General features: G+C 70.3%; 12 protein-coding genes and 1 pseudogene. 3 read left to right on the top strand and 10 right to left on the bottom strand.

All coding sequences use genetic code 11. The features are described from left to right. Positions 1-4: 4 nt before the first annotated feature. The 7 genes and pseudogenes from TA3x_RS16290 to TA3x_RS16260 all read right to left on the bottom strand — a co-directional run. Positions 5-427, bottom strand: a pseudogene (locus TA3x_RS16290) (flagellar biosynthetic protein FliR); the annotation flags it as partial. An 82-nt stretch (positions 428-509) separates the two neighbouring features. Then, positions 510-779 carry a flagellar biosynthetic protein FliQ gene (locus TA3x_RS16285; protein ID WP_435015711.1) on the bottom strand — a complete coding sequence of 90 codons (270 nt, stop codon included), beginning with the start codon at positions 777-779 and terminating at the stop codon, positions 510-512. 24 nt (positions 780-803) lie between these two features. Beyond that, a complete protein-coding gene (locus TA3x_RS16280) occupies positions 804-1,664 on the bottom strand; it encodes a flagellar type III secretion system pore protein FliP (RefSeq protein ID WP_435015710.1) in 861 nt (286 codons plus the stop codon). Further along, on the bottom strand, positions 1,661-2,197 hold the full coding sequence (locus TA3x_RS16275; RefSeq protein WP_435015709.1) for a FliO/MopB family protein: 537 nt from the start codon (positions 2,195-2,197) through the stop codon (positions 1,661-1,663). The genes TA3x_RS16280 and TA3x_RS16275 overlap by 4 nt, the downstream gene beginning before the upstream one ends. A gap of 103 nt (positions 2,198-2,300) precedes the next feature. After that, a complete protein-coding gene (locus TA3x_RS16270) occupies positions 2,301-2,615 on the bottom strand; it encodes a FliG C-terminal domain-containing protein (RefSeq protein WP_435015708.1) in 315 nt (104 codons plus the stop codon). Continuing rightward, positions 2,608-3,186, bottom strand: coding sequence for a FliG C-terminal domain-containing protein (locus TA3x_RS16265; protein ID WP_435015707.1), 579 nt, complete (start codon positions 3,184-3,186; stop codon positions 2,608-2,610). The genes TA3x_RS16270 and TA3x_RS16265 overlap by 8 nt, the downstream gene beginning before the upstream one ends. Further along, positions 3,183-4,664, bottom strand: a complete 1,482-nt coding sequence (locus TA3x_RS16260; protein ID WP_435015706.1) for a hypothetical protein — start codon at positions 4,662-4,664, stop codon at positions 3,183-3,185. The genes TA3x_RS16265 and TA3x_RS16260 overlap by 4 nt, the downstream gene beginning before the upstream one ends. 273 nt (positions 4,665-4,937) lie before the next feature. Between TA3x_RS16260 and TA3x_RS16255 the strand changes: the two genes are divergently transcribed. Both TA3x_RS16255 and hisE read left to right on the top strand, forming a co-directional pair. After that, the gene (locus TA3x_RS16255; RefSeq protein WP_435015705.1) at positions 4,938-6,113 is read left to right on the top strand and encodes an FIST signal transduction protein; all 1,176 of its coding nucleotides are present in this window, start codon (positions 4,938-4,940) and stop codon (positions 6,111-6,113) included. A gap of 27 nt (positions 6,114-6,140) precedes the next feature. Continuing rightward, on the top strand, positions 6,141-6,479 hold the full coding sequence (gene hisE / locus TA3x_RS16250) for a phosphoribosyl-ATP diphosphatase (protein ID WP_435015704.1): 339 nt from the start codon (positions 6,141-6,143) through the stop codon (positions 6,477-6,479). A 28-nt stretch (positions 6,480-6,507) separates the two neighbouring features. Here hisE and TA3x_RS16245 read toward each other — a convergent pair whose 3' ends face one another. From TA3x_RS16245 to TA3x_RS16235, 3 genes are all read right to left on the bottom strand, one after another. Further along, the gene (locus TA3x_RS16245) at positions 6,508-8,160 is read right to left on the bottom strand and encodes a hypothetical protein (protein ID WP_435015703.1); all 1,653 of its coding nucleotides are present in this window, start codon (positions 8,158-8,160) and stop codon (positions 6,508-6,510) included. Between the two features lie 65 nt (positions 8,161-8,225). Next, positions 8,226-8,834: a fused DSP-PTPase phosphatase/NAD kinase-like protein gene (locus tag TA3x_RS16240; protein ID WP_435015702.1), complete on the bottom strand. Its 609-nt coding sequence runs from the start codon at positions 8,832-8,834 to the stop codon at positions 8,226-8,228. A 153-nt stretch (positions 8,835-8,987) separates the two neighbouring features. Continuing rightward, complete coding sequence (locus tag TA3x_RS16235; protein ID WP_435015701.1) at positions 8,988-10,067, bottom strand: acyl-CoA dehydrogenase; 1,080 nt, start codon at positions 10,065-10,067, stop codon at positions 8,988-8,990. 639 nt (positions 10,068-10,706) lie between these two features. Between TA3x_RS16235 and TA3x_RS16230 the strand changes: the two genes are divergently transcribed. After that, positions 10,707-16,346: a hypothetical protein gene (locus TA3x_RS16230; protein ID WP_435015700.1), complete on the top strand. Its 5,640-nt coding sequence runs from the start codon at positions 10,707-10,709 to the stop codon at positions 16,344-16,346. Positions 16,347-16,418: the final 72 nt, after the last annotated feature.

Here is a 16,418-nt window from a genome sequence, read left to right as displayed (position 1 = left end):
CGGCCGGGATCGCCCGGAAGCTCTCGGCCAGCGCCCGCGTCAGTTCCAGGGGGCCGTCCAGGGAGAGGAAGACGCCCAGCGCGACCATCCCGTAGAGGTGGCCCATCGGGGTCATCTCCCCCCCGGCGTCGGGGTCGAACAGGGCCGCCGGGGACAGACCCGCCTGCAGGCCGACCACCTCGCCCGCCTGCCGTGCGCCGGCGATCACCAGCGAGGCCGACCAGCCCAGCCCCGCGCCGACCAGGATCTCGCAGAGGACGGCCGGGACCAGGGCGGCCGGTGACAACAGCGGCGGCATGTTGGGGATGATCAGCGGCGCCAGGAGCACGGCGAGCGCGGCGGCCAGCGCCAGCCGCATCCGCACCCCGAGCCCCGGCGTGGATAGCGCCGGGGCGGTCCAGGCCAGTCCCACGGTTCGCGCCAGCACCAGGGCCCAGGGCGAGACCAGCCAGGCGTGTCGGGCGATGTTATCTGCGGTCCCCCAGTTCACTCGTCGGCTCCCCGTCGGGTCAGAGGCGATCGGGGATCGACCCGATCAGGGCCACGGCATAGGAGACCCAGCGGCCGAGCAGCCACGGCAGGGCGACCAGCACCGCGACCATCACGCCCGCCAGGCGGGCGACCTGCCCCACCGCCGGCTCGTTCATCTGGGTGAGGGTCTGCACGATGCCCACCGCCAGGCCCACCACCAGGGCGACGGCCAGGAGCGGCCCGCCCAGCAGGAGCGCCATCCGGACCGCCTCCCGGCTCCAATCGATCACCAACGATGCATCGCTCATTGTCCACCCTTCCAACCCTGTGATTCAGACCTTGAACGTCTGGAGCAACGACGTCGCCACCAGGAGCCACCCGTCGGCCAGCACGAACAGGATCAGCTTGAGCGGCATGGCCACCAGCGACGGGGGCAGCATGAACAGACCCATCGCCGAGAGGACCGCCGAGACCACCAGGTCGACCACCAGGAACGGCAGGTAGAGGACGAAGCCGATCATCAGGGCCGTGGTCAGCTCGCTGAGGAGGAACGCGGGCAGGATCGCTCGGAGCGGGTACTCGTCCCGGTAGCGGGGCACCACCCGTTTCGGGCCGGGCTCGGCGAAGTCATGGAGGGTGAACAGGTAGTTCAGGTGCCCGGTCTTCTCGATCTGAGCGATCATGAAGTTCTTCAAGGGCCGTGAGCCGGCCTCCCAGGCGTCCTGGCCGCTCATCTGGTGGGCGGCGAAGGGGGCGACGGCCCCCTTGTAGACGGTCTCGGCCACCGGCTTCATGATCAGGGCCGTGAGCAGCAACGCCAGGGCGGCGAGCACCTGGTTGCCGGGCACCTGCTGGCTGCCGAGCGCCTGGCGGAGCAGGATCAGGGCGATGTGGATCCGCACGAACGGGGTGAACATGAGGATGGCCGCCGGCAGGAAGCCGATCAGGCCGACCAGCACCAGGCTGGGCAAGTTCCCGAGATTTTCCCGGGTCGGGATCAGGTCGAGCCCGAGGACGGGATCGGCCGGGGCGATCGCCGCCGGCGCCGGGTCGGCCGGGGCCGCGAGCGACGTATTCATCCGGACCGATGAAGCCGGCCGGTCGGCGGACTTGTCCGCCGGGCCCGCCCCCATCAACGGGGCGATAGCCATCAGCATGGCCAGCGATCGGAGGGCCGGGGCGAGCCGTGTCATTCGTCGTCTCCGATCCTCTGGTCGAACCCGCGGGCGGTGGGCGACGGGACTCGGATCGGCTCGACGTGACGCGAAGGGGATGGGCCCGTCCGGATGGGCTCGGCCGGTTCGTCCATCTCACCGAGCAGCGTGGGGGGCCCCTGAGACCCGCCCCCCAGGATCAGGATCCTGTCCCCGGCCCGGACCAGGTAGACCGCCTGCTTCGCGGACAGGCTGACGCGGCCGACCACGCGGAGCGACCCGGACGCCTCGCGGGCGGGCAGGTAGCGGCGCGAGGCCGCGGCCAGGCCGCCGAACACGGCCAGGGCGGCCCCGATGCCCGCCGTGCCGATCCACCAGCCGCCCGAACCGCCCGACGGCGGTGCGGAGGCGCCATCGGAGAGGTCGGGGCGCATGGGGGCCGGGATTCGCCCGTCCAGGGAGGGCGGTCGGATCGCCGCCGTCGGCGGCGGCTCATTCGCGCCGAGGGCGAGGAGGGCCGCCAGGCTCGCCAGGGCCGCGAGCGATGGGCGACCGGTGTGGGTGCGCAACACGGGGTGACTCCTCCTGGATGGCGATCGTGGCTCGCGCCGCGGTGCGGGTCGAGCCGGGCGACGGCGATCCTCGCCGTCGCCGGGATGTTTCAAGGGGGTCGCGTCAGGCGACCATCTCCATGTCGGCCGGGTCGTCGAAGGCCACCTGCCCGCCCCGGCTCAGGCGGCACAGTGCCTCGACGAGGGTGCGCTGGGCGGCCTGGACCGCCTCGAAGGAGACCGGCCCGTGCGACAGGAGCGAGGCCTCCATCGAGGCGGCCGAGGATGGCACGAGCTTGGTCAGGAGTTGGCGTCGCACGCCCGGGGTCGAACCGGCCAGGGCGTCGAGGAGCTCATCGCTGGTCACCTGCCCGAACACCGACCGGAGGTCGTGGGAATCGAGTTGGGCCAGATCTTCGAAGTCAACCAGGTCAGACAAGGATGGCCTCCTGACCGTTCGGGTCGGGAAGGGTGATTTGGCCGTGGTCGTGAAGGCGACGCATCCGCTCGGCCAGGTCCGCCTGCGCGGATTCGGAGTCGGCGAGTCGGAACGGACCCATCAGGGCCAACCGCCGCCTGAGGTCGTCGGCCGGGCCGGTGTCGAGCGCCTCGATCACCCGGTCGCGGACCGGACGGGCCGCGCCGATCAGGGCCAGGGCCCAGGTCGATGCATCCTCGGCGTGGTACGCCTCCCTGATTCCTGTATCGTCCAGCTTCACGAGATCGTCGAAGACAAATCGGAGCCGCCGGAGGACCAGGCCGTAAAATTCCTCAAGAACGGCGTTTTGTTCCACCGGGGCGATCCGTTCGAGTCGCGCGATCTCCAGGGTCACCGCCTCGACCGCCGTGCGGTCGAGCTGGGCCAGGAGCTGCGAGACCAGCGGTTGTTCGAGGCTGACGACCAGGATGGCCGCCTTGCGGAGCGGCGCCAGGGCGTCGCCATCGTTCGGAGCGGTCGGGCTCGCCGCCTGCGGCGTGCCCGGGGCCGGTCGCGTCCCGGGACGGCTCATCCGGTGGCCTCCCCCTGGCCGATCCAACGCTGGAGGGCGCCCGCGGCCGCCTCGGGATCGAGTCGGATCAGCTCCCGGACCCGTTCCGATGGGCCGGGGGCCGACCCGTCCGCCTCATCGGTGGCGAAGTCGGCGCGGCGTTTCGGGATGGCCGGCCGCGACGAGGGGCGCCGGGCCGACATCAGATGCAGGGCGGCCGCCCCCGCCAGCATCCCCAGGGCGCCGACGGCCCCGGAGACGACGGCCCAGGAGAAGTCCGACCGCGTCTCGGACGGGATGGCGATCGCGGGGGGCCGGGCCATGGTCAGGTCGTCCTGGACCATGTAAGTCTCGACGTGTCCCAGGTCTTCGCTCAAGATGACCGACCTGACCGCGTGGTCGACCAGTTCCCTGGTCGTCGCATCCAACGCCTTCAGGTCTTCGGGCCCCGGCTTCCGGTTGGGCGATTGCGATTCGAAGGCCATGAGATAGTAGCTGCGCGGGACGCGGACCCACACATTGGCCTGGGGACGGGCCGGGGCCGGCGGCGCCTCGGCCGGCGCTGGCGGATCGGGCGCGACGGCCACCGGCATGTTGGGCCGGACCGTCTCGGAGGGCGTCGGCGTCTCGGTCGCCACCTTCGGCGAGTTCGGGGGCTGGGGCGTTTCCAGTTGAACGCGGACGTCCACGCCGGGGATGTGCCGCAGCGCCTCGTGGATCGCATCGCGCCAGACTTCCTCGCGGGCCCTCGAGGAAACCGATTCGGTCAGTTCCCGATTGCCGGCCGAGAGGTAGGCGCGGCCCCTCTGGTCGATGAGCGTGATCGCATCCCGCCTCAATTCGGGGACGGAGCCGGTGAGGATCGTCTGGATCCCGTCGATGATCTTGTGGGGGAGCTCGCGATGATCGTTGACCGTGAGGTGGACATACCCGCTCACCGACTCGGTGGTCTGGAAGCCGCCGCCGGACCGGAACCGGTTGATCCGGACGAAGGCCGAATCGATCGACGGGTCCAGCGTCTCGATCTGCATCTTGAGGCTTTGCTGGGTCAGGATCCTTTCCCGGCGGGCGATCTCTTCGGGTCCATCGAACAGCCCGTGCGGCTCGACGGCGCGGCTGTCCAGCTCATTGAGCGTGGGGGGGGCCACCTTGCCCTTGGCGAGCACGGCCAGGGCCTGGGCCTTGCACTCCGCCTTCACGCCGATCCGGCCGGCCCGGTCGGTGTAGCAGGGGATGCCCTGGGCTTCGAGGGTCTCCCGGATCCTCGCGATGTCGTCGCGGGAGAGGTGTCGGTTTTCGAAGATCCAGGCCCAGGATGCGGCGGCCGAGGCGTCGGGAGTGGCGAGGTATCCCGCCGTCGCCAGGGCCGCGAGGGCGACGACCAGCAGGGCCATCCGGGCGATCGGGCCTCGGGCGACGACCCACTGCCGGGCCCGCGCCGCCTGGACTCGGAGCCGTGCGACGGCCAAGGTCAGGGGCGAGGAGGGCTCCGTCCGCATTGATGATGATCCTCCGTGACGCCCGGCCGATCCGGGGGGATGGGGCCGAGGCGGGCAGGGTCCCGACGTCCGCCATCCCGTCCCTGGGATCGCTGGTCGCGTCGGCCCGCGCTGAGAGACGTGTTATCCACTTTCGTCGCATCTTGTCAATCGGGACGGGCCCCATTGGCGGCCCGGGCGGGCGGGAGGGTCCTGGCCCCACCTCTCGTCATGGGTTATGGTTGGTGGGAACCCGTCCGGTCCCTGAGCGATTGCACATTGAGGATGTCGGCGATGCTTTGCGCCTCGGCCCTGTCCACCGACCCGGAGAGTGAAGCCGCGATCCGCGAGGTCGTGGAACGGCTGGGCGAGGCCTTCGCGGAGACCCCGGCCGATCTGGCCGTGGTCTTCGTCTCGATGCACCATGCGGAGCACCTGGGGCGGTTGACCGAGGCCCTGGCCGAACGCGGCCTGGGACGCCACGTCCTGGGCTGCACCGGCGAGTCGATCGTCGGGGAGGCCCGCGAGATCGAGAACGGGCCGGCGATGGCGGCCTGGGCCATCTCTCTACCCGGGGCCGAATTCCGGCCGATTCGCATCGACGGGGCCGATGATGGGGTTGAAGCTTTGCGGGGCCATCCGCCAGGCGACTCGACCGTCTTGCTCCTGGGCGACCCGTTCACCTTCCCGACCGATGCCTGGCTGAAGAAGGCCGGCGAGGCCGCGCCGGGGCTCCGCGTGGTGGGCGGCATGGCCAGCGGGTCGCACGCGCCGGGGGAGAACCGGCTCGTCCTCGATCGTCGGCTCTTCCATGACGGCGCGGTGGCCATCGAGATCTCCGGCCCGATCGCGGTCCGGACGCTGGTGAGCCAGGGGTGTCGGCCGGTCGGACGCCCGATGATCGTGACGAAGGTCGAACGAAATCTGATCCGGGAACTGGGCCGACGCCCGGCCCTGGAGGCCCTCCGGGAGATCTTCGAAGGGCTCGGCGAGGCCGACCGCGAGCGGGTCCAGGCCGGACTCCACATCGGCCGCGTGATCAATGAATACCAGGAGCATTTCGGCCCGGGCGACTTCCTCATCCGCAATGTGATGGGGGCGGACGACGCGGGCGGGATCGCGATCTCCGACGTGGTCCGCGTCGGCCAGACGATCCAGTTCCAGGTCCGGGACGCCGAGACCGCCGACGAGGACCTGCGACGCCTGATCGAGCAAGAACGCGAGGCCCGGCCCGATGCCCGGATCTCCGGGGCCCTGCTCTTCACCTGCAACGGCCGGGGCTCGCGACTCTTCTCGGTCCCCGACCATGACGTCGGGGTCCTCCGCGAGTTGCTCGGCCCGATCCCGGTGGCGGGGCTCTTCGCCATGGGCGAGATCGGCCCGATCGGGGGCCAGAATTTCGTCCACGGCTTCACCGCCAGCATCGTCCTGTTCGAAGAACCCGCCGATTGGCCCGCCCGTCGAGCCTGATGTCACGAATTGCCGGAGCTTGAAGCGATGTCCGAGCCGTCCCTGCTGCCGAAATTGATGGGCGTGATCGCCGAGCGCAAGGCGAATCCCCCCGCCGAGCGATCCTATGTCGTCTCGCTCCTGAACGGGGGGACGGCGAAGATCGGGTCGAAGATCGTCGAGGAGGCGGCCGAGGTGGTCGAGGCGGCCGACGAGCCCGGCACCGCGGGCCGCGACCACCTGGTTCACGAGGTGGCGGACCTCGTCTTTCACACGCTCGTCTTGCTGGGCCTCAAGGACATCCCCTGGTCCGACGTCGAGTCGGAACTCGGCCGGCGGTTCGGCGTCGGCGGGATCGTCGAGAAGGAATCGCGGGGCCAGAAATGATCCTGGCCCCGGAACCCTGCCCTGCCCGTCATTCGTCCCGCTGGACTTGCCGGGGGATCGGCATCTCGTAGGGATTCTTCCCCTCCGTCCGGGCGAGCACGCGGATGGAATCCCACTCGTCGTGGAACTCGGCGACTTTGATGAGCTTGGAACAGTCTTCCGGCCAGTGCTCATACTCGGAGGCGAGCAGCAGGACGAACTTCGCCTGGCCGCCCGGCTGGTAGTTAAGCAGGCGAGGATGTTCGAGTCTCTGGACGCGGCGACCCGTGGCGAAGGCCAGGTCGGCGGGCCAGCCGTGGGTTACGTAGATCGGGAATCGCGGGGGCACCCACTGGCCGATCGCCCGGCCCCAGGGCCCCTGGCCGAACCGGTAGTTCGTTTCGGGGGCGTAGTAGCCCCAGTGGGCGAGCTTCAGCCCGACGGCGACCGCCACGACGGCGCCGAGTGCCCATCGGCCGTCCCCCCGCGATGAGGCGAGGACCGCGAAGGCGATGGCACACGCTGCGGAGACCACCACGGCGATCATCACCGCGCGGTAATAGGCCACGGCGAACGCGAGATACCCGCCCCCGGCCAGGGCCATGATCGACCAGAGGCCGACGATGAGCCAGGTGATGGCCAACGCCCGGCGACGGATCGACGAGGGCAGTTCGCCCTGGTTATCCCAGAGGGAGTCCCAGCCGGCGGCGGCCAGCACGGCGAGGCCGGCGAGGGCCGGGACCAACGCGGCCGGCGAGAGTCCGGGGATCACCGTCCCGGCGATCAGGCAGGCGCCGGCCACCTTCGCCCAGCCGATGACCGGATCCCGCCCCGCCGCCGGCCAGCCTTCGCGGACGGAACGGGACGTGGCGAGCACCGCGAACGGGGCCCAGGGCATCCCCAGGCCGAGGACGGTCAGGCTCAGGCCCCAGGCCGATGGCTGGGTCAATGGCAGGAACAGGGCCGAGGCCCAGGCTTCCGCCGGCGACGAGGCCCAGGCCGCCGCGATGGCCCAGGCGGACCAGCCCGCGACGGCGGCCGCCACCGGGATGGTCATCCGCCAGGTCCAGCGCATCTGCGCCTTGCCGAGCACGATCATGGCCAGTGTCAGGACCGCCAGGGGGGGCCACCCGCCGCACAGGAATGCCGCGGCGGCCCAGGCTCCGGTCGTCCACCCCGACCCTCGCGCCAGCATCCGGTCCAGGGCGGCCACGGTGCAGAGCCCGGCGATGAGGTCGATCCCCGCCCCCATCGAACGGTCGATCGCCGCGATCGAGCCGAACCAGCAGAGGGCGGTCAGGACCCCGGCGCGTGCCCCCAGGGTCATCCTGGCCCGTCGCGCGAGCAGCAGCCCGATCGCCATCGCCGCGAGCGCGGCCGGCCATCGGACCGAGTTGTGGGTCGGCCCCTTCTCCTCGAACCAGGCCCAGGCCTGCCCCACCGCCACCGATCCCGGCCAGACGCTCGGCTCCCAGTAGCCGAACAGCCGCCCGAAGGGACCGATCGGCTCGCCGATGGCCATGCCGACCTTGGCCTCGAGCGGCCCGAGTTCCAGGGCGGCGCCGCCCAGCAGGACGAATCCCGCGGCCAGGGCCATCACGGCCGGCCGGACGGCCGCCGATCGCCAGCCCTCCGACGGCCCCGGCTGATCGGCTCTCAGTTTGCGGGACGGGCGCGCCACCGGCGGCGATTCCAGGGACATCAACGGCTCCTTCCGAAGGTGGGCGGCAAACCCGGTTGCGGTCGCGTTCCGTCGCGTCCGGAGGTTCAGCGAAGGGTCGATTCCGGCTCGGGGGCCGACCGTGCCAGATTCCGGTCGAGCACGACGGGCGGGTCGGGCAGCGGATACCCCGGGCGCTTCTTGACCATCTCGTAGATATAACCCGGGATCCAACCGTCGTTGTAGGATTGGCGTTTCATCTCGGCGGCGACGTCGTCGATGGTCCAGCCATCGCGTTCGAACCGATAGAGGGCGACCGAAGCCCCGGTCCGGCAGGTCCCGCGTGCGCAGTGGACGATCACGGGATGGCGGTCCGGGTCGTCGATCGCCTTGAGGACCTCGCGGAACTGCGCCTCATCCCCGAACCCGTCCCCGGGCATGGGCAGGTTCAGGAAGTCGACGCCGAGCTTCTTGGCCAGGGCCCGCTCGGCCTCGACGCCGCCGTTCGGCCTCTGGAAGTTGACGATCGTGCGTATCCCGTAGCGCCGGACGGCCTCGGTGAGCTGGTCGGCGTTGAGCTGGCCGCTCCGGTAGAAGAGGCCCGGCTTGACCACGTCGAAGTGGTCCCAGACCAGCCGATTGGCCCGGGTCTGGACGCCGAGCCAGATGGCCGCGGCCGCCGCCGTGGCGACGCCCAGGACGATCCCGATCCGCATGTTTAGCATCCCATCGCGCCGTGAGGCAAAGGAAGGTCGAGGGGGCGGTCGCGACGCGGCAGGATGCCCTGCCCCGTACGCGGAGCGGCCCAGGTCCGTCGCGGGGCGGATCGTAGGTGACATCGCCGGGGCGGTCAACCCGAATCGGGCCCTTCAGGAGCACACCCCGGCCAGGTCCCGGATGACGGCCCCGGCCACCGGCCCCGGGCAGGACCAGACCAGGAAGAACAGGGCCTGCCTGGCCCAGCGCTGGGCGGCCTCCTCGCGGAGGAACCCGGTCCCTTTGCGGGCGGTGAGGAATGCCTGGGTCGACCGGAGCACCAGCGAGTTCGCGCGGGCCCGGATCGCCGCGGGCGTGGGAGCGCCGGGCCAATTCCCCGCGGTCGCCAGCAGGTCGTCGCGGAGCCGGTCCCAATCCGCCCCGAGGGCGTCGGCCGAATCCGCCAGGTCGTCCCGCCCCTGGGCCTCGATGGCCCGGATCGCCGCGCGGGCCAGGCCGAGCGCCAACGCCGAGGTCTCCAGCCCTCCCGTCCCTGACGCGCTGGTCGTCGCCATCACGTCGGCCACCGGCCCGGCGAGGAGATCCTCGCTTTCAACCTGGACGCCCTGGCACGCCACCTCGGCGGTGCAGGAGGCCTGCAGGGCCGCCAGCTCGAACGGAGGCCGGACGGTCACTCCCGCCCGGTCGGTCGGCAGCGCGATCAGGAGCTGCCGCCCGTCGTCGGTCGTCGCCCCGGCGACCAGCAGGTCGGCCCGGGGCGCCGCCGTGACCCAGGGGATGATCCCATCGACCCGGAATCGGCCCGGCCCAACCTCCTCCGCCCGCACGGCCTGCGCCCCATGCCGGCGCGACGTGGTGAGCTGCGAGATCCCGACCGTCGGGAACGCGCGCCCCTCGGCGATCGCGGACAGCCACCGCCGGGCGACCGGGCGGTCGATCGCGGCCACCAGGCGGCGTACGCCGGCGTCGTGCTGGGAGAGGATGAATGCCGCGGTCATGGACCCCTCGGCGACTCGGGCGTAGCGCCGGAGGAGCGTGGGCCGGTCGCAATCCTCGCCGCCGAGTTCGCGGGGGAGCGACCAGCGCGTCACGCCCGAGGCTTCGGCGACCGACCAGAGCGGCGCCGGCCAGACTCCCGCCGCATCGGCGGGGCCGTCCCCCTCGGCGAGCTTCCCGATCAGGTCGGCCAGGGCCCCTTCGTCGGCGGGATCAGGTTCGGCCCAGTTGTCCATCGAGCATCTCCTTGGCATTCAGCCGGCGGCGATGGTGCGAAGCCACCGGGCAACGCGATCCACCTCCCCTCGCGAAGTCCCTCGATTATCCCATCTCAGGGCAAGCCGGCGCGATACATCTCCCGGAATCGGTGCGGGACGCTGGCGCACCCGGTGCGCCCTCGGCTCGGGGTTTGGCTTAAAAAGAGCGGTCAAAAGTCGCTTTAATCCATTGCTTTCAATGGCTTGTGGGGAAATAACGGCCGACAAATGAAGATTCACCATGGCATTCTCAGGATGTTGCCATGCCGAATCTTCGTTGGCATCCGCGGATTTCCGGGGATCGGCCCGGGTCGATCCCCCTCCGCTCGCCCGATGCCCCTCTCAAGCGGCCGGGCCATCCCGAGCAACGTCCGTCGGTGCCAGGACAGGAGGAAGGGGGAGGAGCGCGAGAATCCATAAAAACAAAAGATCAAGGAATGCCATGTTGGTTTCCCATCGAGGCGGCGTCGTCGAGCCGGGGGGCGGGCCAGGCCGGTGTCATCGCATCGCGGCCTACCCCTCGCGGTGCAGGGTTTCCTCCCGGCCCGCCTCGCGGATCGTCTCGCCCAGGCCGCTCATCTTGCCCCATGCCGCCGAACTTCCTGAGGGGCGTCTTTCATGAAAATTGGCATCAACGAATCGCGGACTTTCTCCTACCAGGCCCACCTTTCGTCGCCCGATGTGATGACCCAGGGTCTGCTGATCGATGTCGGCAACTTGCAGAGGAGGCTGGTCGAGGATTACGTCCCGGGGTCGGACCGCCTGGTTTGTGACGCGCATAACGAACCGTATAACTATCCCAACGATTACCTGACCGGCGAGTGCTCGATCCCGACGACCTCGGGGCCGGTGGTCGTCCAATATCGGAAGTTGTCCCGGCAGTCTGAACTGTTCATCCGATGGAACAACGACCCGAATAGTCAGAGGAAGAAGGCGATCTTCGAGGCCGCCACGGCGTCGGGATTGCCGGCGGGCCGGCCGATCGACTTCCGGGCCGAGAAATGGTCGAACACCTCGACCGACCCGGCCGACTGGGCCATGAACGAGTACGTCCGGCCCGACGGCCGCCGCACCGGGTTCCCGGAGGGACTCAGGCCCGGCCAGCGGATGAAGTTCCGCATGGTCGACTTCAGCAAGCGGTTCAACCCGGGCGGCGACTGGTCCATCCGGGCCAAGGGGACCGGCAAGGTCCGGATCGCGATCAATTACCGCGACCGACCCGGCTCCGTCGCGACGATCGCGATCGTCGGCGGCGTCCCGTCCGGCCCGCTCCGCGTCGAAGGCGACGAGTGCTACGGCCTCGGGCTCGAATTGATCGAGAGCGACCCGGCCGACCCGCTCCACGACTTGCGGGTCATCGAGCCCGGCACCTGGCCGGCGGACCTGGACAGCCGAGGGAGGGGCTATGAGGGCAAGTCCTTCGTCCAGATTTACGACGAGCACGCCGACGACCCGGCGTTCTACCTGCCCCACCCGGCCCGCGTCCGCGACGGGAGGCACTTCGCCCACGGCCGATATGTGGATGTCCAGGCGACCATCCAGATCCCGTTCCCGGGCGAGTACCACGGGATCGTCGACCCCTCCGATCGCTCGTTGCCGACATTCGGCTTCGGCAAGGAGGAGGGCGGCGTCGGGGGCGCGATGCCCTGGGAATGGCAGATCGAGTATGCGGCGCTCGCCGGGCAGGATTTCTACCTCTGCACCGGCCACGAATGGACCGACGAGACGGTCGTCGCGTTTTGCGACGTCTTCAAGGCGTGCGCCCCGCCGTGGATGAAGCTGCTGGTCGAGTACTCGTGCGAGACCTGGAACTACGACTTCTCCGAATACTACGCCAGCGTGATCCTCGGGTCGGCCTACTTCCACCCCGGGGCCCTGGAGTCGATCACTTATGACCCGGGCACCGGGAAGGCCACCGCGAACAAGCCGGCCCACGGGTACTCCGATGGCGATACCGTCCAGGTTTACGGTGCGTCCGAGGCGGCCTACAACGGCACGTTCACGATTTCGGGGGTGACCGCCGACAGCTTCCGGTTCACTCCCGCTTCCGCGCCCCGGCATTCGCCCGCGAGGCCCACGAACATCGGCCGGCCCGGGGTATTCAAGCTGGGCCGCGCCCGGACCTCGGAAGTCTCGTCGATCGAACTGGTCTGGAAGGATGCCGCCGACGGCTACTACGCCCACTCGGGGTTCAAGGTCACGACCCCGGCCGAGGTCGTCAAGGCCGGCGACGTGATCGCGCTCTGCAACGCGGACGGGGTCGGGGTCGACGGGTTCTGGCTCGTCAGCAAGCCGCCGGGCTACGCCGCCAACGAGTTCCTGCTCAACTTCCAATATCAGGCCCTGCATCATCCGGTCCTCGCCCCCGTGGCGGGGCCCGTCACTCCCTTCGGGCCGATCGATGGCCGGCAGATCCTCGCCTGCGTGGTCGGCAGCGCCACGCCCTCGGCCGAGGTCATCCACACCGGGGTCGCCTCCGACCGCTGGTCCGGCTACCGGGCCGGGTCCACCTTCAAGGTGATCCAGTCGCAGTTCCCCGGCCACCTCAATCGCCTCGTCATGATCGTGGCCGGGTTCGTCAACAACAAGTTCCAGAATGATGCCAGGTGCGAGGCGGCCAAGATCCCGTTCGGCGGCAAGCTCCCGCCGATCTCCGAATCGACGCTCCACATCGCGAGCTATCACGAACCGGAGCCCGACATCGACCACCGGGCGACCTACGTCGGGGACGTGAAGCCGCTCGCCTCGGTGGTCGTCTCCGGCGGGGTGGCCACGGCCACCGTCAAGGAATACCCGAGCGGCCCCGAAATGACGCCGTCGACCGCCCACGGCTGGTCCTCCGGCGATCAGGTCACGATCCAGAACGTCGCCCAGGCGGGCGGCAACGGCAGGTACACGATCACGCCGACCGGGGCCTCGACGTTCACCTTCCCCGCGACCGGCCTGCCCGACGGCCCCCTCTCCGGGTTCGACGGGCCGATCTTCGCCATCAAAGACAGCGCGATCGGCGTCGAACTCGTCGGGTTCACCCGGTCGGGTCACGACATCACCTACCAGGCCCCGGGCCACCCGTTCTCGGTCGGGCAGATGGTCGGGATCGACCACATCGCATCGCCACGGCACGAGGGCGTCTTCGCCGTGAAGGCGACCACCGCGACGACGTTCACGGTGGAGGTCGATTGCGACTTCGACCCGTCGTTCGAGTTCCCGGGCCGGGGCAACGCCTTCTCGGCGGCGGTCCTGGATGTCTATCCCCTGGCGATCTCGAAGCGTCTCGACGGGCCGAGCTACAACCGCCACTTCGCCGACCTGGCCGAGGCGTCCGGCAAGCACGGGATGACGATGGGCATCTACGAGTCGGGCACTCACGTCTACTCGCAGCCCCACGTCGATTTCGTCCCCTGGGTGAGCGGCGCCCTCAAGGCATCCCAGTGCGTCCCGGCCATGAGGGCGACGATCACCAAGTCGATCGCCCTGCACGCTGCCAGGGGGGTCCGCCGCTACACCTATTACACCTCGACCCTGGTCTGGGGCCGGCGGGCCCACTCCTTCGGCGTGAAGCCCTACCAGCAGGACACGCGAAGCCAGAAATGGCCGGGCCTGCTCGACGGGATCGCCCTGTACGGCGAGGGCCGGCCCGCCTCGGCCCCGGCGGCCCGGTTCCGCATGACGGCCCCCGATCCCCACCCGGCCGGCGAGCCCGGCGGATACGGGACGATCGGGCCCGACGGCATCCTGGAGGGCGAGACGACGATCGTCCTCGACGACGACGGCGCGGGCGGCACGTTCACCCCGCCCACCCTCATCTTCCCGGCCGGGACCGACTCGGCCCAGCCCTTCACCTACGCACCCCCAACCTTCGGAACTCGGCCCATCACCGCTTCCATTTCCCCCCCACTCGGGGAGGCACCTACCGCCATGTCCGTGACCTCCGACGAATACGGCAACCCGGGGAATGCGACGGTCATCGTCGCCGACCACTTCGATCGCCCCGACGGCCCGCCCGGCGACGGCTGGATCGTCAACGCGGCGGACCGGGCCGCGATCGTCGGTAATGCGCTGTCGATCCAGCTCACCCCCGCGTCCATGTGGACGCAGATTTCAACGGTCGTGCTCCGCGACGACTTGATGCTCAATGCCCAGGCGAAAATGACATTCACGGCCGGGCAAGGCGGCCTGGGCCTCCTGTTCCGGTCCAACGGGTTGGTCGGCAACAACGCGATCGGCTACGGTATCGTCCCGGCGGTCGGCAATAACTCGGTCTTCGTCCGGCATTTCGACGGGACCGGGGGCGACGGTGTGATCATCGCCGCGGCCGTGTCCACCCCCTACGTGGCCGGGCGGAAGTACGAACTTTACGCCCGGATCCGCCAGACCCAACCGGTCTTCGACATCCGGGTCACCGACGTCGAGTCCGGAAAGGTCATCTGCGAGAAATTCGGCGTCGCGGCCCCGAAAGATCGGCCCCCGATCACTTCGCCAGGCCAGGCGGGCCTGTTCCTGAATAGCGGCCCCGCGACCGCCGACGACGTGACGATCTGGCGGCTGGGCTACGCCACCGGGTTCTCGCTCTCGGGCCCCGCGACCGCCACGGTCGGCGCGGCCTCCGGCGACTTCCTGGTCACCCCGGTCGGCGGTCCCCTGCTGACGGACGCCGTCGTCACCCCATCGGACGGGGACATGGGCGGGACCTTCGATCCGCCCAGCCTCTCGTTCTCGCGCGATTCGTTCGAGGTCAAGGCCTTCACGTATTCGGGCTCCTCGGCGGGCCTGAGGTCGATCCAGATCGAGGCCTCGCCGGGCCTCGCCACCCCCCCTCCCCGGATGATCGCGCTGTCGGCCTCGACCGCGGAGGCGACCCGCGTCCGGCTGTCAATCTCGCCGGGCTCGGGTCCCATTGGCTCGAATGCAACGGTGACCGCCAGCCTTGAGGGCGGGGCGACGCTCGCCTCCGACCTGCGGATCCAGCTGGTCTCCTCGGGCGGGGCCTTCGGCGGCCCGATCGCGATCGCCGCCGGGGCGGCCTCGGGCCAGACGACCTTCACCCCCTCCGCCGAGGGCGAGGTCTCGATCTCGGCGACCGTGACGGGCGGGGGCGACCTGTCGGGCCCCGACCCGATCACCTTCATCGGCCTGCCCGCACCGACCACCGGGGCCCGATCGCCGGCCACCGGCTATGCCGTGATCCTGCCATCGACGGTCGTGATCGGCCAGGCCGCCACGGCGATCGTCGTCCTGACCGGCGGCCACGAGCTGGAGAACGGCCTGCTCGTCAGGTTGACCGATGCGGATGCGACGATCGGAGGTGCGGTGCTCATCCCGGTCGGGAATACCTACGGGACGACGAGCTACCTCCCCAGGACCTCGGGCACCCATTCGCTGCGGGCGACGCACGACGGCGGGAACCCCGGCATGACCGACCCGTCGCCGACCTCCGTCTTCGTGGAAGAAGCCCCGAGCGGCGGGGCGGGCTCCGGGCTGACGCTGGACCAGATCCAGGCTGCCTGCGCCGCCGCGATCCGCGCCACGCCGGCTACGGCCGTCTCGGTGACCGATAAGGCGGGCTATTCGCTGGCCCCCGACGAGAGGGACGCGGTCGCCGCACGGGTCGCCGCGCAGATCGGCGGCGACATCGCCTCGATCAAGGCGTCGCTCTCGGCCCTGTCGATCCCGGCCATCGCCGGCGGCGTCGATTCGGTCCTGTCCGCCTCGCATGGCTCTGGGTCGTGGGCCACGCTCGACCTGCTCGCGATGCCGGTCGTGGGCCGCTATCCGGCCGGGACGGCCGGGAACCTCATCGCCTCGATCGCCACGGCCGATGCGATCGGCTCGATCCTGGCCTCGACACCGGTCGCCATCAAGGCGGGCGGGATCACCACGAGCAGCTTCGCCGCGGGGGCCGCGGTCCCCTTGCCGGCGACGGCCCCGGCCGGATACGGCGGCTCGTCGCTCACCACGGCCCAGGTCCAGGCGGCGTGCGCCTCGGCGATAACCGCCACCCCGGCCACGGTCGGCAAGGTCAATGACAAGTCGGGCTATCTCCTGGCCGCGTCGGGCCTCGACGCGACCTCCGTCGAGGCGGGCGTCAACGCCCGCCAGGCCCTCTCGATGATCCTCGCGGCCTCGGCCGGGGTGATCAGCGGTTCGGGCACCGGCAGCATCACGATCAAGGGGGCCAACTCCACGGCGACCCGGATCACCGCGATCACGGACAACGCGGGCAACCGCTCCTCGATCCAGCTCAACCTGCCGATCTGAGCGCGATCGATCGCGAATCCCGGCCCGCCCCCCTTCGGTGGGGGGCGGGCCTGCTCGCGTTCCCGGCGGCCG

The sequence above is a fragment of the Tundrisphaera macrotermitis genome (assembly GCF_051175315.1).
Taxonomy (GTDB): Bacteria; Planctomycetota; Planctomycetia; order Isosphaerales; family Isosphaeraceae; genus Tundrisphaera.
This window is presented reverse-complemented; position numbering and strand designations above follow the sequence as displayed.